This is a genomic window from Pseudoduganella ginsengisoli (assembly GCF_009720865.1).
Taxonomy (GTDB): Bacteria; Pseudomonadota; Gammaproteobacteria; order Burkholderiales; family Burkholderiaceae_D; genus Rugamonas; species Rugamonas ginsengisoli.
The window spans coordinates 189868-214763 of record NZ_WNLA01000009.1; the positions used below are offsets into that span (position 1 = coordinate 189868).

Sequence of the window (24896 nt, forward strand, 5' to 3'; positions counted from 1 at the left end):
TGCCGCTACTGCATTTGCATCATCTGCATACGCTGGCAGATAGGGGGGGCTCGGATCTCAACTGAAAGCCTATTGCCGTATCTATCCGGGCGACAGGTTTCATGGCGCGTTTTTTGGGCGGGGGCGCATCATTGAAGCGCATTCGGGTGCAGTACGCGGTCCCTATCAATGCTGCTCAATTGGGGTTTTATGTCAGCGATCAAATTGCAGTGTGAAGTTGAGGTATTTTTGAACTTCTGATACTAGCAATGTCGCTGGTGCTGTGGCTTTAGCGTCCTAGTGTCTCGCGTAGCTTGTCTGGTATCGGATAGTTCGGATAAGACATGCGCAGGCGTTCCCATTCGGCCAACGCCTCATCGCGCTTGCCATCCTTCAGCAATTGCTCGATGTGGGCCAGCATGGCTGACGGCGAGTTGGCTGTTTCTTCGACAAAGCTCCGCGCAGCCTCCTGTTTGGCGGCTGGCGCAGGGATGGCGGCGCTTCCTGCTGTCCGGCCATAGGCTGGCGGGCTTGCATATGCAGGCGCCGCTGCCGGTGCTGCCACTGGTGCAGGCGCTGGCGGCGGCGGGGGAGGGGCCGCCATGACGACCGGTGCAGATGAAATGCCAGGGGCGGGCATGGGCTCCCGCTTGCCTTCGCGCAGAGGCGCGGCATCGGCTTGCGCGCGGGTTTGCTGCACGTGCCGTTGCGCTTCCATGCGCTCGCGTTCCAGCGTTTTGCGCATCACATCATCGCTTTCCGCCTGGCGTTTTGCCGTCGCTTCAGCGGCAGCGCGCGCCTGGTCCTTTGCGGGGGCAGGCGGAGAGGCATCCTCTTTTGAAATCGGCGCGCCAGCCGCTTCTGGAGCGGCCTTTGGCGCAGCGCCAGCTTCAAGCGCCGGCGCTGCCACCGGCATGGGCGGGATTTGTACGTCCTGCATCGGCATGCTCGCAGCCTGCTGCTGTTGCGTGACTTCGTCTTGCCACAAGGGCAGCGCAATGGAAATCGCCGTGACGCCGGCCACCAGCGCCAATGGCAGGCGCCAACGGTCGCGCCAGCGGTAGGGCTGGAAGTCTGCTGGCCCCTTGTCGTCGTTTGCGGCGGTATCATTCGCGGCGGCAATCGCCGCTACGTCAAGCTTGCCCGCAGCAGCAGGCGCCACCGGGGCGGCCGCAGCCGTCGGCGCCGCCACAGCCCGCTCCAAATCCGCCGCCACATGCGCCAATATCGCCGCATCCAGCGCCGCGGACGGCTCCGGTTGCTTCAATTCCGCCAGCCCTTGCGCGAGCGCTCCTTTGCCCTGCAAAAAGGCGTCGAATTCCGCGTCGTCTTCGTCGTATGGCTGGCCTGTCATACCGGCTCCCTGTCTGCATCAGCCGCATAGTGCTGGCGCAATTTCTTCATGGCATAGCGCAGGCGGCTTTTCACGGTTTCCACCGGCACCGCAACGAGGTCCGCAATTTCATCCAGGCTCATGCCACTGAATTGTTGCAGTATAAGCGCTTCCTTTTGTTCTCCGGGCAGCGCATGGATGGCCGCGTGCAGCGCGCGCGTGCGTTGCCGGTATTCAAGCGTGGTATCCGCACCGGCATCGGCCGCGTCGCTCAGATGGTCGAACAGCGCATCGTCGTCCGTCAATTGCAGCTGCGGCTGGCGCAATACATCGAGCAAGCGGTTGCGGGCGATCTGATAGAGGTAAGTGCGGAAACTGGCCAGCGGCTGGTAATGGTGCCGGGCCTGGTGCAAATTGATCCAGCTGTCCTGGGCGATTTCATCGGCCCACTCACGGCGCGGCGCATGCCACGACAGGAAGCGGTACAAGCCGCGGCTATGGCGGCGATACAGTTCCTGGAAGGCGGGCAAGTCGCCATCCTTGTAACGGAGCATCAGCGCTTCGTCAGACAGTCCGTTCAGCATGCGGGCATAAAAAATGGGGCCAGGTCCCGTAACCACTTCGGACCTGGCCCCATTTTATAGGAGGATTACTGGTAGTCGGACGCGTTCAGGCCCATGACGTGCGAGAAGCCGCCGTCGACGTACAGGATGTCGCCGGTCATGCCGGACGACAGGTCGGACAGCAGGAAGGCAGCCGTGTTGCCCACTTCGTCAATGGTCACGTTGCGGCGCAGTGGCGCGTGCGACGATGCAAAGCCCAGCAGCTTGCCGAAGTCCTTGATGCCGGAAGCGGCCAGGGTCTTGATCGGGCCGGCGGAAATACCGTTGGCGCGGATGCCTTTCTGGCCCAGGTTCTCAGCCAGGTAACGCACGGATGCTTCCAGCGACGCTTTCGCCAAGCCCATGGTGTTGTAGTAAGGAATCGCGCGGACAGCGCCCAGGTACGACAGCGTCAGCAGCGACGAACCTTCGCGCAACATCGGCAGCGCGGCCTTGGCCATGGCTGGGAACGAGTAAGCGGAAATATCGTGGGCGATGCGGTAGTTTTCGCGGGTCAGGCCATCGAGGAATTCGCCGGCAATCGCTTCACGCGGTGCAAAGCCGATCGCGTGCACGAAGCCGTCCAGGAATTCCCAGCTCTTGTTCAAGTCGCGGAACAGTGCGTCGATCTGTTCATCGCTGGACACGTCGCAATCGAACACCAGGTTGCTGCCGAACTCAGCGGCGAATTCCGTGATGCGGTCCTTGAAGCGTTCGCCTACATAGGTGAAGGCCAGTTCTGCACCTTCGCGGTGGCAAGCCTTGGCAATGCCGTAAGCGATGGAACGGTTGGACAGGAGGCCCGTGATGAGGATTTTTTTACCTTGCAGGAATGCCATAGTGACTCCGATTGCTACTGCTGCGCCCACGCGCACACGAGGGCGGCGTCAGCGACAGTATGATTGATTGGTTCGCAAGTGCGAGATTGTAGGGGCTCGCTGGCACATCTGCAACTTTTCAGTAGAGATGCGCCAGCATATCCGTGCTATTTAATACACGGCGTAACGTTTAATTGTTACGGGATTTCTTCTTGCCAGCGGCGTCGCGCGACACGCGGGCTTTGACCAGCGAAACCGGGGCGTTCTTGCTGTTGGTTTCACCCGTGGCGTGCTTGTAGCGGCTGGCCTTGCCCGGGCCGCGGGCTGACATGCCCCGATCCTCTTCCAGTGCGACGGTCGCGCTGTCGGCGATTTCCGGCGCAATATCCACGTCCAGCGACGCGGACGTTTTCGGCACCAGGATCGTGGAACCGGCCTTCAGCACGGTTTTTTGCGGGATGTTGTTGGCCTGGCGGATCACGTCTGGCGTGGTGTGGAATTTCGAGGCCAGGGTTTCAATGCGTTCGCGGGCGCTGGTGATGGTGTGCGTGGTCCAGCTCGACAGATTGCGCGTCCATTGCGCCAGGTTGGCCGCGAATTTCTCGGCATTCGCCTTCGGCAACAGGATTTGCGTTTCTTCGCCCGTAATCACCGGCTTCTTGAATTGCGGATTGAGCGCCTTGAATTCTTCCATCGGCAGCTCTGCCAGTTCAGCGGCGACTTTCAAGTCGATGTCGCTGGTTTTTTCAACGGCCGTGAAATACGGCTGGTTATCGATGTGCGGCAGGTGCAGGCTGTATTGCGCTGGATTGGCCACAATGTTTTTCACGGCTTGCAGGCGCGGCACGTAGTTGCGCGTTTCCGCAGGCATTTGCTCGGCCAGGCTTTCAAAGTCGGTGGGCTTGCCGGCGGCCTGGTTGCGCTTGATGGCTTTCTGCACGTTGCCTTCGCCCCAGTTGTAGGCGGCCAGGGCCAGTTGCCAGTCGCCAAACATGTCGTACAGGCGCTGCAGGTAAGACAGGGCGGCGTCGGTGGACGACAGCACGCTGCGGCGGTCATCCTTGAACGCGTTTTGCTTCAAGTTGTAGTCGCGTCCCGTGCCGGGCACGAATTGCCACAGGCCGGCCGCGTTGGCGCTCGACAGCGCTTGCGGATTGAATGCAGACTCGATGAATGGCAGCAATGCCAGTTCAGTCGGCATGCCGCGTTTTTCCAGTTCCGTTACCACGTGGAACAAATAGCGCGACGCACGTTCGCCGGTGCGGGCCATGTGTTCCGGATGGGCGCTATAGTAGGTAATGTGCTTGCTGACCAGTGAATTGTTCAGGTCAGGAATCGCGTAGCCAGTGCGAATGCGGCCCCAGACATCCGTTTCGCGGAAGGCGTCTTCGTTGATGGTGGGTTTGACTGCGGCGGGTTTTGTTGCGGGAGAGGCGGACTGCGAGAACAGCGCGGAAGAGGCGGTAGCGGCAGCAGGGCCGCTATCCAACGCTCGGGACAGACCCGGCGCCAAGCTTAGCAGCGCGATCGCGCTTCCCGTCAGCATGTATTTAAATCGTTGCATAGTATTCTTTGTCGCGTTGTCGATAAGAAACATCGGACTGACCATGATTAAGGGGGCAGTGTACGGGCGTTATATGGCTGGGTCAAGAAATATGTCACCCCGATGACAGTTGCATTTTGGAAATGATGATGTTTATTGCAGGGGAGTTGGCAGCAGTAGAAGTGAAATTCGCAGCAAATAGGAGAACACCCCAAGAGTGCGTACAATGGCGCCTCTTCGCTGGAAATAAAGGACCACCATCATGTCTCAACAGACTCCGGACCACGACACCATCATTGCTGCCACGCAGAAATGGCTAGAAAAGGCCGTTATCGGACTGAACCTGTGCCCGTTTGCAAAAGCCGTGCACATCAAGAATCAGATCCGTTACGTCGTGTGTGACGCGACGACGCCGGAAGCGTTGCTGGAATTGTTGATGGATGAGCTGCAATTGCTGTCGGACACGGATCCGGCCAAGGTTGACACGACGTTGATCATTCACCCGAATGTGTTGCAGGACTTTGAGGATTACAACGAATTCCTCGACGTGGCGGACGCGGCGCTGGAAGACATGCAGCTGGACGGTGAACTGCAAGTGGCCAGCTTCCACCCGGATTACCAGTTTGCCGATACGGACAAGAACGATATCGGCAATTACACGAACCGCTCGCCGTACCCGACCTTGCACTTGCTGCGCGAAGACAGCATAGACCGCGCGGTGGAAGCGTTCCCTGAAGCGGAAGCGATTTTCGAAAAGAATATCGAGACCATGGAAAAGCTGGGCCACGATGGCTGGGATAACTTATGGAAATAAAGCGCATGGCTGCGGCAGTGCATGACGCCGCGACGCCGCCGGTGAAGCCTGTGGAGCGGCCCGATACGCCCTGTGTTGCCGTGTGCTCCACCACGTTTGATGAAATCTGCCGTGGCTGTGGCCGTACTTATATAGAGGTGGCGCACTGGGTCGCCATGTCGGATGAGCAGAAGGAAGTGGTGTGGCAGCGGATTACGGCGCAGGGGTATCCGCGCCGCAATACTTGATGACTGGTCAGAACGTCCCGATGTAATCTTTCTTGCCGATTTCAATGCCGTTGTGGCGCAGGATGTTATAGGCCGTCGTCACGTGGAAGAAAAAGTGCGGCAGTGCATAGTGGTGCAGGTACGTCTGGCCCACCCAGTGCTTGGTCTTTTCACCGCTGCCCGTCGTGATGGCGCGGGTTTCCGCACCGTCGAACGCTGATGCCGGCAGCGTATCGAGGAAGGCCAGCGTTTTCGAGATACGCGCTTTCAGTTCCGCAAACGTCTTTTCATTGTCTTCATACGAAGGCACGTCCTGGCCGGCCAGGCGGGCGCCCGCGCCCTTGGCGAAGTCGGCGGCAATCTGGATTTGGCGCGTAAACGGCAGCATGTCGGGGAAAAGACGGAATTGCAACAGTGCGTTGGCGTCAATTTTCTTGTCGTTGACGTGGGCTTCCGCCTTGTCCAGGATAGCCAGCAGGCTGTTCAACAGTTGGCGCAAAACGGGGACAGACGCGGTGTACATTGGAGAAGTCATGGCAGTTCCTCTGATTTGGGAGTGGCGATGATAGCAAGCTTGCCATGTTTGTGCAGGACGGCGTGGTTCGCACCGCAACGCTATAGTCGTGACGAACGTCCTTGTTTGCGTGCATAATTGTTGCTACTGAAAAATTCCCTTCGTGGGTCCGCGTCCCAGCCCGTGCATGATTAGCAATTTATATAATAGACTGCGCTCGCGGTTAAGCGCCTTGTACGGCCTGTCAATCTACGGCGCTTTGCTGCTGGTAGTCTTTGGCGGCCTGGTGATTCCTGCCATTATCGGCAGCTATCTGCTGATCGGCGTGCATGAACAGCAATCAGCCCGCACCACACTGAATGAATCGCTGCAGCGCAATGCCGACATCCTTGCGCTGGGCATGCAGGAATCCCTGTGGAACATGAATGCGGAATCGGCCCATTCGCTGGTCGAATCGGTCATGCGCGACCGCTCCGTGCTGCAAGTGCAAGTGACGGGGCAGGCCGATACGCAGTTCATGAACGTCAAGTCGCCGCGCCGCCTGGTGGGCAACGTGTACCGCGCCGAACGCGAAATCCTCGTGCGGGGCGAGCGTATCGGCCGCATCATGGTGGAAATGGACGATGCCCGCAGCCAGCAAGAGTTGCGGGAAAAGCAGCTGTCGTATGTGTTCGTGCTGGCCGCGCAGCTGACCGTGTCGCTGCTGCTGATCGTGCTGTTCCTGAACAAGCGCCTGATCAAGCCGCTGCGCAAGCTGATGCGCTTTTCCGACCGCCTGTCGCACGGCGACTTTGAAACCCGGCTGGATTTGACGGGGCGCGATGAATTAGGCCGCCTGTCCGGCCAGCTGGAACAGATGCGGGTCGCCATCAAGCATTTGTTTGAAGATATCGGCCAGCGCGAAGAACGGTTCCGCACCATCGTTACGCAAGTGCCGGGCGCCGTATTCCGCTTCCGTCCCGATGGCCCGATTGATTTCGTGTCGGACGCCATTGAAGATATTTCCGGCTACCCGGCCGCCCAGTTCATGCGCTCCACCACGCATTCGTGGGCCAGCCTGATTTGTCCGGAAGACCGCCGCGTGCACCGCCGCGCGCTGGCGCAGGCGCTGCGCGACGGCAAACCGTATGAAATCGAATACCGCATAGTCGATGCCACGGGCACGGAGCGCTGGGTGGCGGAAAATGGCCAGCCGCAAGCGGCCGAGCGGGGCGCCGAAGCGCCGTGGATCGATGGCATTATTTCCGACATCAGCCAGCGCAAGCACAATGAAATGCGGATTGAAGCGCTGCTGGCCGAGCAAAGCGCGATTCTCGATAACGTGATGTTTGGCGTGATGTTCGTGCGTAACCGCCGCATCGTGTCCGTCAACCGCCGCTGCGAAGAATTGTTTGGCTATGAGCCCGGCGTCATGGTGGGTGAATCCACTGCGCTGGTGTTCCCGACGGCAGCGGAATTCGAAGAAGCCGGCGAGCGCCAATACCCGATGCTGGAAGAGGGCGCGGACTTCAGCGAAGAGCGTCAATACCGCCGCAAGGATGGCACGCTGTTCTGGTGCCTGGTGTCCGGCTGCGCCATTGATTCCACCCGCGCCAATGAAGGCAGTATCTGGGTCTATGCCGACATCACGGCGCGCAAGGAAGCGGAAGAAAAACTGCGCCTGTCCGCCACCGTGCTGGAACACATTGCTGACGGCGTGATGGTCATTGATGCGCAGGGCACCATTGTCGCCGTCAACCCGGCCTTTACGCAAATCACCGGCTACACGGAAGCGGAGGCATTGGGCCGCGACCGCAGGTTGACGCGCTCCGAGCGCCACGATGACGCGTTCTACCAGGCATTGTGGACGGAACTGGTGGCGACGGGCTTCTGGCGCGGTGAAATCTGGAACTTGCGCAAGAATGGCGAACTGTATCTGGAATGGCTGACCATGTCCGCCGTGCGGGACAACAAGGGCGTCACCACGCACTATGTGGGCGTGTTCAGCGATATCACCCTGGTCAAGGAAGCGCAGGAAAAGCTGGACCACCTGGCGCACCACGACCCGCTGACAGCGCTGCCAAACCGCCTGCTGTTCCACGACCGCCTGCACCATGCGCTGCAGCGCGCCACGCGCGAACACGAAAAGCTGGCCGTGCTGTTCATCGACCTGGACCGGTTTAAAAACGTCAACGACACGCTGGGCCACCATATCGGCGACGAATTGCTGAAGCAAGTGGCCAAGGCGCTGCAAGACAAGCTGCGCGAAGGCGATACGCTGGCGCGCCTGGGCGGCGATGAATTCATCGTGCTGCTGGAAAATGTCGATGGCCAGTTTGGCGCCGCGCACGTGGCGGAAAAACTGGTGGCCATGTTCGAGCGGCCATTCATGGTGGCGGGCCATGAACTGTTCGTCACGGGCTCCGTAGGCATTTCACTGTTCCCGGAAGACGCCACTGATTTGAATATGCTGATCCGTAACGCGGACGTGGCCATGTACCAGGCCAAGGCGCGCGGGCGCAATGGCTACCGCCTGTATGCACCATCGATGTCGGGCGAGGGCGTCGAGCGCCTGCGCCTGGAAACGTTCCTGCGCCGTTCGCTGGAAAAGGATGAAATGTTCCTCAACTTCCAGCCGCAAGTGGAAATCGATACGGGCCGCCTGACGGGGGTGGAAGCGCTGGTGCGGTGGAACCACCCGGAACTGGGCCTGGTGCCGCCGATCCGCTTCATCCCGCTGGCCGAAGATACGGGTTTCATCAACCAGCTGGGCCTGTGGGTGCTGGAACAGGCGTGCCGCCAGATGGTCCGCTGGGACAATGCGGGCCTGCACGTGCCGAAGATGGCGGTCAACCTGTCGGCCAAGCAGTTCGACCGCGGCAGCATCGCCAGCTGGGTTGGCGACATCTTGCGCGAAACCGGCCTGGAGCCGCACCGCCTGCAATTGGAAGTCACGGAATCGGTGATCATGAACACGGGCGACGCACTGGCCTACATCAATGACTTGCACGCCATTGGCGTGGGGCTGGCAATTGACGATTTCGGCACCGGCTATTCGTCGCTGGCGTACCTGAAGCAAATGCCGGTGCAGACCTTGAAAATCGACCGCTCGTTCATCAAGGACATCTCGACCGACGTCAATGACGAAGCCATTGCCATTGCGATCATCCAGCTTGGCAAGAGCATGAATTTGTCCGTCATTGCGGAAGGCGTGGAAACGGACGAGCAGGCAGCGTTCCTGCTGCGCCATGGCTGTAACCTGGCGCAAGGCTATTACTACAGCAAGCCTGTGCTGGCCGATGAATTGCTGGCGCGCTGGCGCGAGGCGGAAGCCGTCCACGAATGAAGCGCCGCACTTTCATACTGTCTGGCCTGGCTGCAGCGGGCGCCGTGCTGGTTGGATGGGGAGCACTGCCGCCTGGCCAGCGCATACGCGGCAAAGCTGCGCTGCCCGTCAGCCAGGGCGCCGTGGCATTGAATGGCTGGGTCGCCGTTGCGCCAGACAATACCGTGACCGTGGCAATGGCGCGCAGCGAAATGGGGCAGGGTGTATTGACGGCCTTGCCGATGCTGGTGGCGGAAGAACTGGATGTGCCGCTGGCGCAGGTGAAGCTGGTGCAGGCGCCTGCCGACAAAATCTATGGCAACGTGGCGCTGATTGCCGACGGCCTGCCATTCCATCCCGATGATGAAAGCCGCACGCGCCACGGCGCCGAGTGGATCATTGCCAAAGTCGCACGCGAACTTGGCATCAATATCACGGGCGGGTCCTCCAGCATCAAGGATTTGTGGCTGCCGATGCGCGAAGCCGGGGCCACGGCGCGCGCATTGCTGATCGAGGCGGCGGCTCGCAACTGGCGTGTGCCGGCTGCCGAATGCCGCACGGAAGATGGCCACGTGCTGCATGGCAGCGGCAAGAAAGCTGCCTATGGCGAACTGGCGCAGGCTGCCGCCGGCATGACGCCGCCGGCCAATGTGCGCATCAAAACGCCGGGGCAATTCCGCCTGATCGGCGCCAGCGCGCCGCGCCGCGACACGCCCGCCAAGTCCAATGGCAGCGCGGTGTTCGGTATCGATGCGCGGCCGCAAGGCATGCTGTATGCGGCGGTACGGATGGCGCCTGTCTTTGGCGGGACGGTGGCGTCAAGTAATACGCAAGCAGTGTTGAACATGCCGGGCGTGAAGCGCGTCGTCGATTATTCCGCCGCGCTGGAAGGGCAGACGGGCGCCCGCGCGGGGCTGGCTGTGGTGGCGCAGCATTACTGGCAGGCGCGCCAGGCGGCTGATGCGCTGGACATCAAGTGGAACGACGGGCCGCACGCGTCATTGTCGTCGGACGCCATTTTCCGTGAACTGGGGAAGCGCCTTGATGATGGCGGCGGCCATACCTTCCACGAGGCTGGCGATATCGGCAAGCTCGATGGCGCGGCCAGGATTGTACGGGCCGAATACCGTGCGCCATACCTGGCCCACGCCACCATGGAACCGATGAATTGCACGGCGCAGGTGGCCGATGGCAAGGTGCGGTTGTGGGTATCGACGCAATCGCCGGCATTTGCCATCGATATGGCGGCCAGGGCAGCCGGTGTCAAACCGGAACAGGTTGAACTCGACATCAAATTGCTGGGCGGCGGTTTTGGGCGGCGGCTGGACGTGGACTTCATTGTGCAGGCGGTGGCCATCGCGAAACAGTGCGGCGGCTTGCCCGTGCAAGTGATCTGGAGCCGCGAAGACGATATGCGCCATGACGTGTACCGCCCGGCGGCATTGGCGCGCTTTGCTGCGGGACTCGATGCAGCGGGCAATTTGCTGGCGTGGGATAACCAGTCCGCGGGCGCCGCCATCGGCCACCAGTTCCTGAAGCGGAATATGGGAATGCCGGGCGCGGGACCGGATAAAAATTCCGCCGAGGGCGAGTACGACATGCCCTATGAAGTGCCGAACCAGCGTATCCGCCACGTTAATGTGGAAAGCGTGGCGCCGGTCGGGTATTGGCGCTCGGTTGGCCACTCGCACAACGCGTTTTTCAAAGAGAGCTTTATCGATGAAATGGCGCATGCGGCCGGGCTGGATCCGGTCGTCTTCCGCCGTGGTTTATTGCAGCGCCATCCCCGCCACCTGGCGGTGCTCAATGCTGCCGTTGACAAAGCGGGAGCGCCGCCGGAAGGGCGTGCGCATGGCGTGGCGCTGCACCAGGCATTTGGGTCTATCGTGGCGCAGGTGGCGGAAGTGTCTGTCGCCGGGAAAGAGATTGTCGTGCACCGCGTCGTGTGCGCCGTCGATTGCGGCATTGCCGTCAATCCGGGCATCATTGCCCAGCAAGTGGAATCGAGCGTGGTATTCGGCTTGTCGGCGGCGCTGATGGGCGAAATCACTATCGATGGCGGCAAGGTGGTGCAGGGGAATTTCAGCGATTACCCTGTCTTGCGGATGAACCAGGCGCCGAAAGTCGATACCGTCATCATGTTGTCGGCGGAGCCGCCGCAAGGGATGGGAGAACCTGCCGTGCCGCCAGTGGCGCCAGCCGTGGCGAATGCCGTGTTTAAATTGACGGGACAGCGCTTGCGCAGTTTGCCCTTGAAACTGGTCTCTTAAGGCACGCCGGCAGGAGTGCCGGCCGTACGATGGGCCCGAGGCGGATTGGCCGGCCCTGGCCGGCTAATCCGCCTTTAGCAGCGTGCGCAAATTGCAGTTCTCCTGCCATTCGCGGCGCTCCTCCGTACTTTCCGCAAACGCAGCCAGTTCTTCATCCGACATCGCTGCCTGCGCCAGCACCAGCCGGTGCGCCACGTTCGCATCGGGCAGCATGGTGCCGAAGAACGCCACGTGTTCATGGCGCTGGATCAGCAGCGTCGGGAAATTCTCCACGTCCAGGTCGCCCACGACATCCGCATGGTCTTCAATATCGACCCACAGGAAGTATTTGTCGGGATGGCGCGCCGCCAGTTCTTCAAAGGTGGCGCGGTAGCTGGCGCAGGTGCCGCACCAGGCTGCGCACAGGCAGGCAACGATCCAGCGGTCTTGCGCCAGTGCGGCCGCCACTTCGGCGCGGTTATCGGTTTGTAAAGTCGTGCTATGCATAGGACAATATTGTACCAATTGCAGGCCGGGCGCGCCTTTCGGACTGGCGCGGGCTGGGTCACGGGGCCGGTGGCAGGTTAAAATAGCGCCATGCCTACCATACTTGCAATTGAAACATCCTCCGAAATGGCGTCGTGCGCTTTGCTGCGCGGCGACGCTGTCATCAGCCGTTCTTCTTCCGGCGTGCGCACCCATTCAGCCGCCGTGCTGCCCATGATCCAGGAATTGCTGGCCGAAGCCGGCATTGCGCTGGCCGATGTCGATGCGGTCGCATACGGTTCCGGCCCCGGTTCGTTTACCGGCGTGCGTACCGCTTGCGGCGTGGCGCAGGGCCTGGGATTTGGCGCGGAAGTGCCGCTGGTGCCAGTGGTGACGCTCGATGCAATGGCGCTGGCGTGCCGCCAGCAATTTGGCAGCACGGATATCCTGGCCGTACTCGATGCCCGCATGGGCGAAGTGTATTGGGCGCAGTACCGCTATGCAGGCGACGCTGCCGGCGCCCCGGACGTGGTGCAGGCGCCCGTGTTGTCCGCGCCGGAAGCGGTGGCGCCGCAAGGTCAAGTGACGGCTTGCGGTAATGGTTTCCCGGCTTATGCCGACGCATTTGCCGGCAAGGCGTTTGCCGCCGGCGCGCATGGCGATGTGATGCCGCACGCCGTGCAAATCGCGCAGCTGGGCCGTATCGCCTTTAAAGCGGGGCAGGGCGTGACGGCGGCGGAAGCGCAGCCGCTGTACCTGCGCAACAAGATTGCCTATACCAGCGCCGAGCGCCGCGAAATGAATGCCAGCGCCAGCGCAGCCGGGGCGGGCGCCAAGGCGGTGGCATGATGCAGGGAGCGAAACCGGTGTGGGACCTGGCGCGGCTGAATTACCAGCCGATGCAGCCTGCCGATATCGATGAAGTGCTGGCGCTGGAACAAAGCGTGTATCCGCACCCATGGACCCGTGCCAACTTTACCGATTCGCTGGCTTCCGGCTATGACGCGTGGGTGCTGCGCGGCCAGAGCGGCGTATTGATGGGTTATTTCCTCATCATGCAAGTGGTCGATGAAGCGCATTTGCTGAATGTGGCGGTGGCGGCGGAGTGGCAGGGGCAGGGCTTGGGCCGCTTCCTGCTGAACCAGTCGGTGGCGCGCGCGCGCGGCCTCGGCATGGAAGCCATGCTGCTGGAAGTGCGGCCGTCGAATGCCCGCGCACTGGATATTTACCAGCGCTATGGCTTCAGGCAGATTGGCCGCCGCAAGGGTTACTACCCGGCTGAAAATGGCCAGCGCGAAGACGCCATCGTGATGCGGATTGCCATATGAACCGCAACGACGTATTCCTCGATGCGATGGGGCTGGGGCCGCAGTGGCGGCTGCGCCATGCGCCTGTTGTGGATGCGGCTGCCGCGGAGGTGGCCGCGGAAGTTGCCAATGAGGTGGCCAATGACGTGGCCGAGGCGGAATATGCCGCTCCGGCCGCCGTGCACACCGATGCTGACGCGTTTGAGCATGCCGCCAACCCGGCTGCCGGCGCGCAAGCGGCGGCGCCCGTTGCGGTTGCCGATCCGGCGCCTGCCACAGCCCAGCCCATGGCGGAAGCTGCGGCTCCGGCAGTGCCTCCAGCCGCACGCACGACGCCATCCAGCGGCGAAGACACGTCGTGGTTTGATGACGCGCCAGCCGCGCCGTCGACGCGCCCTGCGCTGAAATCATCGCCGCCAGCCAAAGCGCCGCCACCGGCGCGGCCTGCCTCCAATCATGCGCCGGCAGCGGAAGCGGGCGGCGAATCGTATGCGTGGTTTGACGATGTCCCGGCCACGCCGATTGCAAAGCCTGCACGCAAGCCCGAACGCGGCGTGGAAGACCAAGCGCCCTGGCGCGATGAGGCGCCGGCCAGGCCGGCGGCCCGCCCGGTCCAGCAGGCGCGCCCGCAGCAATCTTCGGCCATGCCGGACGACGGCATGCCGTGGTTTGACGATGCGCCGCTGCCATCGTTCGATGCGGCCTTTGATGGCCTGTATGACGAGCCGGCAGAAGATGCCGGCATATCAGACGCCGCCATTGCCCGCATGGACTGGCCTGCGCTGCGCGCCGCCGTGCAATCGTGCACGCGCTGCGCGCTGTGCCGCGAGCGTAGCGCCGCCGTCCCGGGCCGGGGCCCGGAAAGCGCGCCATGGCTGGTGCTGGCCACCGCACCCAATGGCGACGACGAGGTGCAAGGGCGTCCGCTGGCCGGTGCGCCGGGCCAGTTGCTGGACAATATGCTGAAAGCCATCAACGTGGCGCCGGACAAAGAGGCATATGTCGCCACGCTGGTGAAATGCCGTCCGCAAAACGACCGCGCGCCAGGCGCCGATGAAGTGGCGGCTTGCCGCCCTTACCTGGAGCGTGAAATGGCGCTGGCAGGCAGCCGCGCCATCATCACGCTGGGCCATACGGCGGCCAAAGGCTTGCTGGGCGCCGCCGCGCGCGGCAAAGTGCTGCGGCTGGAGCACATTCCCGTGGTGGCGACATACCACCCGGCGGATTTGCTGCGCAAGCCGGAAGACAAGGCCAAGGCGTGGGCTGACTTGTGCCTGGCCCGTTCAGCATATGACGTACCAGCAAGCATTTGAACAGCGCTGGCGCCATTTGACCCGCCCCCACGTGCGGGCGCTGGCGTGGCTGCTGGAATCGCCGGATTTGCTGGATCCTGCATCGTCCCACTGGCAGGGCCGGGTCGCCACACTGGGCCCCATGACGCCGGCCGCTGCGGATTGGCTGGCCGCGCTGGAACATGATCCCTCCACACTGGATGCCGCGCTGGGCGCGAAGTTTTATTCGCGCCTTGGCTTGTATGCGGAAAAGCTGATGGCGTTTTATCTGGCCTGGCAGGGCGTGCTGGCCGCGCACGGCTTGCAAGTGCGCGCGCACCGCAATGAAACGGTCGGTGAATTCGACTTCCTGCTGCGTGAAGGCGCCCGTTTGCTGCACTGGGAATTTGCGTCGAAGTTTTACCTGCTCGATGACCAGGTTCCCGCGTCCGGCCGGGAATCGTTCCATCACCTGGTCGGCCCCAACCTGGCCGACACCTTGGGCAAGAAGATCCGCAAGACGTTCAGCCATCAGCTGGAATTGCGCAACCACCCGGCCGCTGCGCGCGTGCTGCCGCAGCCTGTCGATGAAGCGCAGGCGCTGGTCAAAGGGTGGCTGTTTCATCCGCCGGGACCGGAGCGCCAGCTGGAAGGCGTCTCGCCCGGCCATTGCCGTGGATACTGGATGACGCTGGCCGATTTCCTGGCCGGGCCGGCGCAGGATGGCGGCAAGCGTTACGTTGTGATGCCGCGCATGCAGTGGCTGGCGCCGTTGAAGGTGCGCATGGCAACACCGGAAGAAGCCCCATTCCAGCCTGCGTCCATCGCCGCCGTGGACAAGGCGGCGCCGCTGACGGCAGCCGGTTTGCATGCGGCCGTACTGGAGCGCTTCGCGCTGGAAATGTCACCCGTGATGGCGGCGACCGTGGAAGAACAGGATGGCTGGCTGGTGGAAGTTGAGCGCGGGTTCATCGCGCCGGATGACTGGCATGAGCGGGCGGCAGCCCGCCGCGCACAAGGCGCGCTGCCTTAACCGGGCGTTGCCGCCTGCTATGTCCACGCTATAAAACCCGCCCTGCGCATATTGGGGCGGCCGTCTTAATGCTTTGCTTCGCCAATCAGCCCCAGCGCATCATGCTGGCGCTGGTTGAATGCATGCAGGCGCATGATGAAGTACATCACGCCGGCCATGAACAAGCCAAACAGCACGATGGTGGCGTTCAATCCCAGGTGCAGGCGGATCATCAGCGAATACATGGCCAGCATGGTCAGGATCGACAGGTTTTCATTGAAGTTCTGCACGGCGATCGAGTGGCCCGCGCTCATCAGCACGTGGCCGCGGTGCTGCAGCAGCGCGTTCATCGGCACCACGAAGAAACCGGCAATGGCGCCAATCAGCACCAGCAGCGGATAAGCAATCAGCTTCGAGTTGACCAGCACCATGCCCATGACGATGCAGCCCATCAGGATGCCCAGCGGGATCACCGACAGCGATTTGCGCAAGGTGACATAGCGGGCCGACAGCACGGCGCCCAGCGCCATGCCGATGGCCACCATGCCTACCAGGCTGGTGGCCTGGTCATAGCGCATCAGCAGCGACTTTTGCGCCCATTCCAGCACGATCAGCTGCAACGTGGCGCCGGCGCCCCAGAACAGCGTGGTGACTGCCAGCGAAATCTGGCCCAGCTTGTCTTTCCACAGCATCGTGAAGCAGTTGGCGAAATCCACCACCAGCTTGACCGGATTGCGCTCCTGGTGCGGATAGCGGGCGCCCGTGTCGGGGATGCGCAGGTTGAACAGCGCGGCCAGCAGGTACACGCCGATCAGCACGCACAGCGCCGCTTCCGAGCGGGTATCGACGCCGGTGTCGATGAATGGGAAGTCAAACGACAGCAGCATGGACGAGAACTGGCCCGTCACCAGTGCGCCGCCCATCACGGTGCCGAGGATAATGGACGTGACGGTCAAGCCTTCGATCCAGCCATTGGCGGCGACCAGTTTTTCCGCGGGCAGCAATTCCGTCAGGATGCCGTATTTGGCGGGCGAATACACGGCCGCGCCAAAGCCCACCACGGTATACGCCAGCAGCGGATGGACATTCAAGTAGAAAAACATCATGGCGCAGCCGGTGATTTTGATCATGTTGGCAATGAACATGACCCGGCCTTTGAGCAGGGAATCAGCAAAGGCGCCCACATAAGGGGCCAGCAATACATAGAACAGGACGAACGACAGTTTCAGCAGCGGAATGATCCACGCGGGCGATTTCATGGTGACCAGCAGGTCGATCGCGACGAACAGCAGCGCATTGTCGGCCAGCGACGAAAAAAACTGCGCAGCCATAATGGTGTAAAAACCACGATTCATTCTGAAGTGTGTCCGGTTACGATTCCGGTTTGCTTTATACCATAAACGGGTGAATACCAGTTAGAAACAGGGGTTATGGCGGATTTTAAGGACGCCATCCGCTAAAATACCCGCTTCATCCGCTTCACCAGAAATCCCATGCCCAGACCCATTACCGCCACCATCCATATCGACGCGATGCAACATAATCTGGCGCGGGCCCGGGCTTGCGCGCCGGGCGCGAAAGTGTGGGGGGTGTTGAAGGCGAATGGCTATGGCCACGGGCTGGAACGGGCCATGCGGGGCCTGGCGGCAGCCGATGGCCTGGCGCTGGTCGAGCCGGATAACGCCGTGCGCTTGCGTGAACTGGGCTGGACCGGCCCCGTGCTGTTGCTGGAAGGCCCGTTCGATGCTGCCGATATCGCAATGATGGCGCAGTATGGCGTCAATGGCGCCATTCACTGCGACGCGCAACTGGCGCTCCTGGAGGCTGCGCGCCCATCGCGCCCGGTCGATGTGCATTTGAAAATGAATACGGGCATGAACCGCCTGGGCTTCAAGCCGGAAGCCTTTGCCGCGGCCCATGCACGCTTGCGCGCGCTGCCGCACGTGGGCGAAATCACGCTGATGACGCATTTTGCCAATGCGGACGATGCGGCCCATCCGCGCCTGACGCTGCATGAGCAAGTGCGCCGCTTCCGCGCAGGCGCGCAAGGCTTGCCGGGCCCCGTCAGCCTGTCGAATTCCGCCGGCACATTGAAAACACTGGAGCTGGGCGATGAATTGGCCAGCCACTGGATCCGTCCCGGTATCATGCTGTATGGCGGCACGCCGGGCGGCCAGACGGCCGCAGCGTTCGGCCTGAAGCCTGCCATGACACTGGCCAGTGAAATCATCAGCACGCAGGATATCGTGGCCGGCGATTGCGTCGGTTATGGCAGCCGTTTCCAGGCCGACGGCGCCATGCGCATCGGCGTGGTGGCGTGCGGCTATGCCGATGGCTATCCGCGCCATGCGCCGGAAGGCACGCCGGTGCTGGTCGACGGCGTGCGTACCCGCCTGGTGGGGCGCGTGTCGATGGATATGCTGACGGTGGATCTGACCCACGTGCCGGGCGCGCGGGTGGGCAGCCGCGTCGTGCTGTGGGGCGAGGGCATGCCGATCGACGACGTGGCGCAAGCATCCGGCACCATCGGCTATGAATTAATGTGCGCGCTGGCACAGCGCGTGCGAGTTGTGGAAGGTTGACCATGGCGAAGGCCAAGACGAATTACACGTGCACCGAATGCGGCGGCACCAGCAGCAAATGGACCGGCCAGTGCGCGTCGTGCCAGCAATGGAACACGATGGTGGAAACCATTGTGGAATCGGGCGGCGGCAATAACCGCTATTCGAACCCGCAGCATTTATCGCTGGCGCAAACGGCGCCGGTGCTGTCGCTCGATGAAATCGAAGCGCTGGACGTGCCGCGGTTCCCGACCGGTATCGATGAATTCGACCGTGTGCTGGGCGGCGGCCTGGTGGCGGGCGGCGTCGTGCTGATCGGCGGCGATCCCGGTATCGGCAAATCCACGCTGCTGCTGCAGGCGCTGGCGCATTTGTCGCACGTGAAAAAAGTACTGTACGTATCGGGCGAAGAATCCGGCGCGCAAATCGCGCTGCGCGCCAAGCGCCTTGTCATCGACGCCAAGGAATTGAAGCTGCAGGCAGAAATCCAGCTGGAGAAAATCCTCGGCACCTTGGCGGACTTGAAGCCGCAAGTGGCTGTCATCGACTCGATCCAGACGCTGTATTCCGATGCGCTGAGTTCCGCGCCCGGCTCCGTCGCGCAGGTGCGCGAATGCGCGGCGCAGCTGACGCGCGTGGCCAAGCAGAGCGGCGTCACCATCATCCTGGTCGGCCACGTGACGAAAGAAGGCGCGCTGGCCGGCCCCCGCGTGCTGGAACACATCGTCGACACGGTGCTGTACTTCGAAGGCGATAACCATTCCAGCTTCCGGCTGGTGCGCGCCATTAAAAACCGTTTTGGCGCCGTCAATGAACTGGGTGTGTTTGCCATGACGGAAAAAGGGTTGAAGGGCGTGTCGAATCCATCCGCGCTATTCCTGTCGCAGCACGATAACCAGGTGCCTGGATCGTGCGTGATGGTGACGCAGGAGGGGACGCGCCCGCTGCTGGTGGAAATCCAGGCGCTGGTCGACGCCAGCCATTTGCCCAATGCGCGCCGCCTGTCGGTCGGCCTGGAGCAAAACCGGCTGGCCATGCTGCTGGCCGTGCTGCACCGCCATGCGGGCATTGCCGCATTTGACCAGGACGTGTTTATCAATGCGGTGGGCGGCGTAAAAATCACGGAACCGGCAGCCGACCTGGCGGTTTTACTGGCAATCAATTCTTCAATGCGCAACAAGGCGCTGCCGCGTGGCTTTGTCGTGTTTGGCGAAGTGGGCCTGGCGGGGGAAATCCGCCCTGCGCCGCGCGGACAGGAACGGTTGCGCGAAGCGGCCAAGCTGGGCTTTTCCGTCGCCATGATTCCCAAAGCTAACGTGCCGAAGCAGCCAATTGAAGGCATGACGATTATTGGCGTGGAACGGATTGACGACGCCTTTACCCGGTTGCGGGAATTGCAATAGCTTGATTAAAATCATACGCATTATTGATTGAATCCCTCCCCTCGACCGCCCTGCATTAATTTGGTAACCGCAGTACAATAAGCGTCGGCCGGTGCACACATGAATAATGTTGCGCTCTGGCCTGGAAATACTGCGTTTTAAATTGCTAATTAATAGGAACACAGAGTGTTAGTCGATCAAAGGCACGTTCCCCGCAAGATTCTGCGGGCCAAGGCCATGGTGGTGCTCGATGGTGCGGCCCCGGCGCCAGGCCGTACGCTGGACATTTGCCCAACCGGGTTGTCAGTGACGCTGGGACACATGGTGCCGGCGGGCGCTGTCGGTACCGTATCGTTTGAAATGTTTATTGATGGGAAGCCGCAAATTATTACTTGCCGCTCGAAAGTCACATATTGCATCTTCAGCGGCGACGACGTGAAAGTCGGCTTCCAATTCATTAATCCAGACCAGGCTGCTACGGCCGCGATTACCAAATTCATGCGCTGATTGCTGCGCCGACTGGAGGTTTTTGTATGGCGAATTCAAATATCTCTGGCGGACTGGGCGGAGCCGATGCATATGGCGGCTTGGCGTCGCCATCGGCCTCCGTGCTGGCGAAAGTCGAAAAAACCATGGCCGGGCAATCCGGTTCAGTCGCCAAACTCAACCAGAATATCAGCCGCGACCAGGCAAAATTGTCTGGCCTGGGCCAGCTGCAAAGCGCGCTGGCGGAATTCCAGCATGTAGCGGAGCGGCTGGCCGGTGCTGGCCTGTCGACGTCGGCATCAAGCTCGGCCACTGGCGTGGTGACGGTGACGGCAAGCGGCACGGCAAAGGCCGGCGCGCATACGGTGGACGTCAAGCAGTTGGCGCAATCGCAAGTACTGACCAGCGCGGCCCGGCAGGCTGCCAATACGAAAATCGGTACCGGCGCCCCGGCCATTGTGAAAATCGAGACCGGCGTGACGGGAACCGACAGCTTCACACCCGGCAAGCAGGCGGCGAAAACCATCACCATCGACCAGTCCAACAATACGCTCGATGGCATTGCCGCGGCATTCAAGTCGGCGGGCATCGATGCATCCGTCGTCAAGAGCGGCAATGGCTTTGCATTGTCCGTGAAAAGCGCTTCCGGTGAAGCCAACAGCTTGCGCATCAGCGTCAGCGGCGATGCGGCCGTTAAAGACCTGTTGGCGGGTAAGGGCTTGACGCAAACGGCCGCCGCGCGTGACGCCGTGGTGGCCATCGATGGCAAGGAAAGCCGGAGCGCCGCCAATACTGTGGAAACCGGCGGCCTCGCGCTGGCATTGAAGGGCACGGGCAAGGCCGATGTCACCGTCAAGCAAGACAGCAGTGAAGTCGCGCGCAATGTCGCGGGCTTTGTCGATGCGTATAACGGTTTGCAAGACAAGCTCGGTGTGCTGGATAAAGGGGCGCTGAAATCCGACCAGGCGTTAAGCCAGGCCAGCCGTGACCTGGCTGGCTTGCTGCGTAGCGGGACCAGCGCCAGCGAACTGGCCAAAGTGGGCGTGTCCATCAATGGCGACGGCCGCTTGCAAGTCGATGACAAGCAGTTGAAAGCGGCGATTACCGCCGATCCGGATGCCGTGGTCAAACTGTTCACCAATGAAGGCAAGGGGCTGGCGGACCAGTTTGATGCGAAAGTCGATGCGCTGACGGGGAAAAGCGGCGCCATCAACCGCGAAACCCAGCAAGTCAATAAAGAGTTGACGGCGCTGAATGATAAAAAAGCCGGCGTGGCGAAAGCACTGACGGCGCAGGCGAATGCGCTGGCCAAGCTGTATGCGGCGCAGGAACAGTCCGCTTCCGGCGATGCGCTGCCGGGTTATACGGGGCCGCGCTCGCTGTTTGACTTTCTTGCCTAGAGCGAATTCCGCCAGACTTGCACAGGAGAGCTATTTGGCTATCCTGAGGTCTAATATGCATTGGAGGTTTCGCTTATTCGAGGGAGGTGCGCATCTGGACGGGAGCGGCGGACGAGACTGAAGATGCACGCTTTTCGATGATCTGCCCTTGTTCAATTGCCACGACCCGTTCCGCCGAATCGATTGTTTCGGAGCGATGTGCGACCATAATGCGCGTTAGCCTGAGCGTGGAGAGCGCGGTATTGACACGTCGCTCATTATCTACATCAAGATGGCTGGTCGCTTCGTCAAGGGCTAGAATGCGTGGACGTTTGTAGAGTGCTCGAGCCAGAAGTATGCGCTGCTTCTGACCGCCGGACAAACTGCTACCCATGTCGCCGACTAAGCTTTGGTAGCCCATAGGCATGTCCAGAATCTCGTCATGTATGGCCGCCTCCATAGCGCACTGCTCAACATGCTTAATGTCGATATGTGTGTCGAAGAAGCTGATATTTTCGAGTAGCGATCCTGTCAACAGCATGTCGTCCTGCATCACTGTACCTGTCAGTTCGCGATAGTTTCTCAAACCTAGCTGCTTAATTGGTATGCCCCCAATTAGAACTTCTCCCTCTGAGGGGGAAAGTAGGCCGAGAATAATCTTGCACAAGGTGGTTTTGCCGCAACCGCTGGGGCCTACCAAAGCAACGTTCTGGCCGGCTTCGATGTGCAGGTCTACATCTTTAAGTACCCACGGCTCGCCGTCGGCATAGCGGAAGCTCACTTTACTTAAAGTGATCGATGGCTGCAGATAGCTAAGGTCGATTTCAGTGCCGCGTTCATCCTCAATGGGTTCCAGCACAATGTCAGCAAGACGCTCAGCCTGCAAACCGAGCATACGCAGTTTGACGAATAGGTCGATCAAGTTGAAGACACGCCCCGAGAATGTGCTCACATAGCTAGTGAAGGCGAACAACATCCCGACCGTCATAGCGGCGCCCATCACAAGCTCGGCGCCAAGATAGAAGATCAGTAGATTTTGTACGGCGGAGATCGTGGCAATACTGATCTTAAACAGGATGCCCAGCTTTTGTGTCTTAACGTCGCGATTGATTACGTCTAGTTGTAAATTTTGCCACCGCACGCTGCGCTCGGTTTCTCGGCTAAATAGCTTGAGTGGCGTCATGGCACGTATTGTCTCAAGAAAGTTACTGCTCTCCTTCGCCGCCAACATTAGACGTTCCTGAGCGGCATCGCGTAGTGGCTGGTAGAAGACCCAGCGCACTAGTGCGTACAAGAGTAGACTGAGCATTACGACTACGCTGAGCCTAACGCTGTACATAAACATCATGAATGCTGCGACCAGGGCCATCAAGCCATCCAGCGCGCTTTCTACAAACAGGCCGGTTAAGGTCTCTTGGATCGCAGTGAGGCTGCCGAAGCGAGAGACGACGTCACCCACGTGACGTTTTTCGAAATACGCTACCGGTAGCCGGATCAGGTGGGAAAATACGCGGTAGGCCCATTGGAATCCGATATCCACGCTCCAGCGCATCAAGAACCAACTGCGAGCCAAACCAATTGCAGTCTGAGTTGTATGCAGTAGCGCAAAGCCTACTACGAGAATCTTGAGTAGCTCCCGGTCACCGCTAACCACCACTTCATCGATGACGAATTGATTGAACAGTGGGCTGATGATAGAAAAGATTTGTAGGATCAACGCGAACAGCAAGGCTTGTACGATGGCTCGGCGCAGGCCAATAATCTTGCCGGTCAGCTGGCTGAGAGCGATTCGCTTACTTACTTTCCTCTCAAAAAAATCAGGGTTGGGGGCCAGTTCTAGGGCGACGCCAGTGAAATGGGAAGCAGCATCGTCAACTGCAATACGGCGTTCGCCGATGGCCGGATCGAGGATTACCAGAGTGAGCGCACCTAAGACATTGCGCTTGATCTTTGCCAGGACAACGAAATGGTTCATGTCCCAATGTAAGATGGCAGGTAGACGTAGTTCTGTGATCTCGGCCAATTCCAAAGATAGTGGGCGGGTTGAGAGCGCCATAGCATTGGCATGACGCATCAGTTGTCCCAACGTCGTACCTTTCAGGCTGATTGAGAATTTACGCCTCAGCTCTGTCAGGTCGGCATGGTAGCCGAAATGATCCGCTATCATAGCCAAGCAAGCTAAGCCACACTCGCTGCTTTCAGTTTGAAGGGTCAATTTCATGATTGCACCAGTTAGGCTACGCGTTCCGGGTTATGGCATCTCTTTCACAGATCCGCACTCTGCCTTCGTTGGTAAGCGAGATTCAGGAAGGGCCATATCGCACATACACAGGCCATCGTAGTGATGATGCTGAAAAAGCTAGAACCGAGCAGTGGGATGCCCAGCATCTGATTGGCCCACATAGCGCTTAGTGCTAGCGTTGTACATAGCAGAATATGCTCGACCCAGATAATCACCGGTGCTACACCTACAATGATGATCTGCGAGCGCTTCATGTCGACCTTCTTTTGCACGACGAATTTGAGTGCGATAAGCAAAGAAGGGAATCCGATGGAGAAGGCAGTGAAGCCAGTTGGTTCTGGGGTAGTTATTAGGAGAAATAGCAGTCCTAGCATCAGCATCACCTCAAGGAAGATCAGGACCGGCGTTGTCCAGATACGTCTGCCTGATTCAAAAAAACGGATAGTTGGCAGAATCGCGTAAGGGATCGGGAATGTTCCGCTGATTCCAGTATTCTTGCCATCAGATATAAGTAACATGGTCACCCATTAAGTTCTGAGCTGTGGTTTAAGGGCTAAATAGGTTGAACTGTTCAGCGGCCCGAAGTTGATCAGGCATCGGGCCGGAATTTATTGCAGTTATTCCGAGTCCATCATCAGCATGTTTAGGCTTTGCTTACTACCACCAGCCCCACCACCCGCACGACCCGCCGGTGGTGTGGGCATAGCAAACGCTGCGCCAGACAGTGCACCGGCGCCGGCTGCCAGAATCCAAAGGCCGCCAGAGACGACGGCAACTGGAGCAGTAACGACAGCCGCAACGGTCAAGGCGAATGCGCCTATGCCCAGTCCTAGGCCGACGTTTTGGATTTTGCTTAATCCCCCGCCGACATGCTCAACTTCTTGTGCGTTCAGTACTCGCATAATTACGGCCTCCTAGTTTACTGAAAACAAATCGCTGAATGGTCCGAATCAGCACGGTTAACCCAGGCGGGTTAATCTTTACGGATAGTAGCGCTAGCAATTGCTAGCATAGGCTCAAGCGCCCATTCCCAAATTCTGCGTTGATCTTGCACGATGTCGGCGTCGAGCGTCATGCCGGGGCGTAGCGGAAGTGCCTTGCCGTACGCGGAAATGGTCTGCCGCTTGAGCTTGACCTTAATCCGATACAATGCCTCGTTGCCATTGAATCCTTGTGTACTCTGCTGCGCAGTACTAAGGATTGTGCTGGCCAGGTTGGCAGGCAGTTCAGCTGGTGCAAACGGTGTTTTACTAACGTCGATAACAGTACCTTCTTGCAGGCTGTCAAGCGCGGAGTAAATCTGAGCCACTTTGCGGGCCTTTACGCGGCCGAATTCTGAGCCACTACCTTGGCGGGCTTCTCCAGAAATCCCGCTTTCTTCATCCTTCGTAACCGATAGCTGTCCCCC

The 24896-nt window shown here is 60.3% G+C and carries 21 protein-coding genes and 1 pseudogene; 12 read left to right on the forward strand and 10 right to left on the reverse strand.

Features of this window, described 5'->3' with window-relative positions; translation table 11 throughout:
* Positions 1-268: 268 nt before the first annotated feature.
* From GM668_RS15265 to GM668_RS15280, 4 genes are all read right to left on the reverse strand, one after another.
* Positions 269-1333 (reverse strand): hypothetical protein, encoded by a 1065-nt coding sequence (locus GM668_RS15265; RefSeq protein WP_155439809.1) that lies wholly within the window; start codon positions 1331-1333, stop codon positions 269-271.
* The gene (locus tag GM668_RS15270; protein ID WP_155439845.1) at positions 1330-1866 is read right to left on the reverse strand and encodes a sigma-70 family RNA polymerase sigma factor; all 537 of its coding nucleotides are present in this window, start codon (positions 1864-1866) and stop codon (positions 1330-1332) included. The genes GM668_RS15265 and GM668_RS15270 overlap by 4 nt, the downstream gene beginning before the upstream one ends.
* A 95-nt stretch (positions 1867-1961) precedes the next feature.
* Complete coding sequence (gene fabI / locus GM668_RS15275; RefSeq protein WP_155439810.1) at positions 1962-2753, reverse strand: enoyl-ACP reductase FabI; 792 nt, start codon at positions 2751-2753, stop codon at positions 1962-1964.
* Between the two features lie 169 nt (positions 2754-2922).
* Positions 2923-4296, reverse strand: coding sequence for a transglycosylase SLT domain-containing protein (locus GM668_RS15280; RefSeq protein WP_155439811.1), 1374 nt, complete (start codon positions 4294-4296; stop codon positions 2923-2925).
* A 241-nt stretch (positions 4297-4537) separates the two neighbouring features.
* Between GM668_RS15280 and GM668_RS15285 the strand changes: the two genes are divergently transcribed.
* On the forward strand, positions 4538-5089 hold the full coding sequence (locus GM668_RS15285; RefSeq protein ID WP_155439812.1) for a DUF1415 domain-containing protein: 552 nt from the start codon (positions 4538-4540) through the stop codon (positions 5087-5089).
* 5 nt (positions 5090-5094) lie between these two features.
* Positions 5095-5316, forward strand: a complete 222-nt coding sequence (locus tag GM668_RS15290; protein ID WP_155439846.1) for a DUF1289 domain-containing protein — start codon at positions 5095-5097, stop codon at positions 5314-5316.
* A 7-nt stretch (positions 5317-5323) separates the two neighbouring features.
* Here GM668_RS15290 and GM668_RS15295 read toward each other — a convergent pair whose 3' ends face one another.
* Positions 5324-5830: a DUF1993 domain-containing protein gene (locus tag GM668_RS15295; protein WP_155439813.1), complete on the reverse strand. Its 507-nt coding sequence runs from the start codon at positions 5828-5830 to the stop codon at positions 5324-5326.
* A gap of 166 nt (positions 5831-5996) precedes the next feature.
* On the opposite strand from GM668_RS15295, the gene GM668_RS15300 reads away from it, so the two are divergent.
* A complete protein-coding gene (locus GM668_RS15300) occupies positions 5997-9134 on the forward strand; it encodes an EAL domain-containing protein (RefSeq protein WP_155439814.1) in 3138 nt (1045 codons plus the stop codon).
* The gene (locus tag GM668_RS15305; RefSeq protein WP_155439815.1) at positions 9131-11383 is read left to right on the forward strand and encodes a xanthine dehydrogenase family protein molybdopterin-binding subunit; all 2253 of its coding nucleotides are present in this window, start codon (positions 9131-9133) and stop codon (positions 11381-11383) included. Before GM668_RS15300 ends, GM668_RS15305 begins: the two co-directional genes overlap by 4 nt.
* Before the next feature lie 63 nt (positions 11384-11446).
* Here the strand turns inward: GM668_RS15305 and GM668_RS15310 are convergent, their stop codons facing one another.
* On the reverse strand, positions 11447-11869 hold the full coding sequence (locus tag GM668_RS15310; protein WP_155439816.1) for a thioredoxin family protein: 423 nt from the start codon (positions 11867-11869) through the stop codon (positions 11447-11449).
* A 90-nt stretch (positions 11870-11959) separates the two neighbouring features.
* Here GM668_RS15310 and tsaB point away from each other — a divergent pair, with 90 nt between their 5' ends.
* The 4 genes from tsaB to GM668_RS15330 are packed head-to-tail and all read left to right on the forward strand — an operon-like array spanning position 11960 to position 15459.
* Positions 11960-12697, forward strand: a complete 738-nt coding sequence (gene tsaB, locus GM668_RS15315) for a tRNA (adenosine(37)-N6)-threonylcarbamoyltransferase complex dimerization subunit type 1 TsaB (protein WP_155439817.1) — start codon at positions 11960-11962, stop codon at positions 12695-12697.
* Positions 12694-13176: a ribosomal protein S18-alanine N-acetyltransferase gene (gene rimI, locus GM668_RS15320; protein ID WP_229499378.1), complete on the forward strand. Its 483-nt coding sequence runs from the start codon at positions 12694-12696 to the stop codon at positions 13174-13176. The genes tsaB and rimI overlap by 4 nt, the downstream gene beginning before the upstream one ends.
* The gene (locus GM668_RS31205) at positions 13173-14468 is read left to right on the forward strand and encodes a uracil-DNA glycosylase (protein ID WP_229499380.1); all 1296 of its coding nucleotides are present in this window, start codon (positions 13173-13175) and stop codon (positions 14466-14468) included. The genes rimI and GM668_RS31205 overlap by 4 nt, the downstream gene beginning before the upstream one ends.
* Positions 14446-15459 carry a DUF1853 family protein gene (locus GM668_RS15330; protein ID WP_155439818.1) on the forward strand — a complete coding sequence of 338 codons (1014 nt, stop codon included), beginning with the start codon at positions 14446-14448 and terminating at the stop codon, positions 15457-15459. Before GM668_RS31205 ends, GM668_RS15330 begins: the two co-directional genes overlap by 23 nt.
* Before the next feature lie 65 nt (positions 15460-15524).
* On the opposite strand, the gene lplT is transcribed toward GM668_RS15330, so the two are convergent.
* Positions 15525-16793: a lysophospholipid transporter LplT gene (lplT, locus tag GM668_RS15335; protein ID WP_155439819.1), complete on the reverse strand. Its 1269-nt coding sequence runs from the start codon at positions 16791-16793 to the stop codon at positions 15525-15527.
* Between the two features lie 138 nt (positions 16794-16931).
* Here lplT and alr point away from each other — a divergent pair, with 138 nt between their 5' ends.
* From alr to fliD, 4 genes are all read left to right on the forward strand, one after another.
* Positions 16932-18020, forward strand: a complete 1089-nt coding sequence (gene alr / locus GM668_RS15340; protein ID WP_155439820.1) for an alanine racemase — start codon at positions 16932-16934, stop codon at positions 18018-18020.
* 2 nt (positions 18021-18022) lie between these two features.
* Positions 18023-19402: a DNA repair protein RadA gene (gene radA, locus GM668_RS15345; RefSeq protein WP_155439821.1), complete on the forward strand. Its 1380-nt coding sequence runs from the start codon at positions 18023-18025 to the stop codon at positions 19400-19402.
* A 165-nt stretch (positions 19403-19567) separates the two neighbouring features.
* A complete protein-coding gene (locus tag GM668_RS15350; RefSeq protein ID WP_170305654.1) occupies positions 19568-19888 on the forward strand; it encodes a PilZ domain-containing protein in 321 nt (106 codons plus the stop codon).
* Positions 19889-19914: 26 nt separating this feature from the next.
* Positions 19915-21267 carry a flagellar filament capping protein FliD gene (gene fliD, locus GM668_RS15355; RefSeq protein ID WP_155439822.1) on the forward strand — a complete coding sequence of 451 codons (1353 nt, stop codon included), beginning with the start codon at positions 19915-19917 and terminating at the stop codon, positions 21265-21267.
* Between the two features lie 73 nt (positions 21268-21340).
* Here fliD and GM668_RS15360 read toward each other — a convergent pair whose 3' ends face one another.
* The 3 genes and pseudogenes from GM668_RS15360 to GM668_RS30555 all read right to left on the reverse strand — a co-directional run.
* Positions 21341-23467, reverse strand: a complete 2127-nt coding sequence (locus tag GM668_RS15360; protein ID WP_155439823.1) for a peptidase domain-containing ABC transporter — start codon at positions 23465-23467, stop codon at positions 21341-21343.
* 44 nt (positions 23468-23511) lie between these two features.
* The gene (locus GM668_RS15365) at positions 23512-24006 is read right to left on the reverse strand and encodes a hypothetical protein (RefSeq protein WP_155439824.1); all 495 of its coding nucleotides are present in this window, start codon (positions 24004-24006) and stop codon (positions 23512-23514) included.
* Positions 24007-24461: 455 nt separating this feature from the next.
* Positions 24462-24896: pseudogene (locus GM668_RS30555) on the reverse strand (hypothetical protein); the annotation flags it as partial.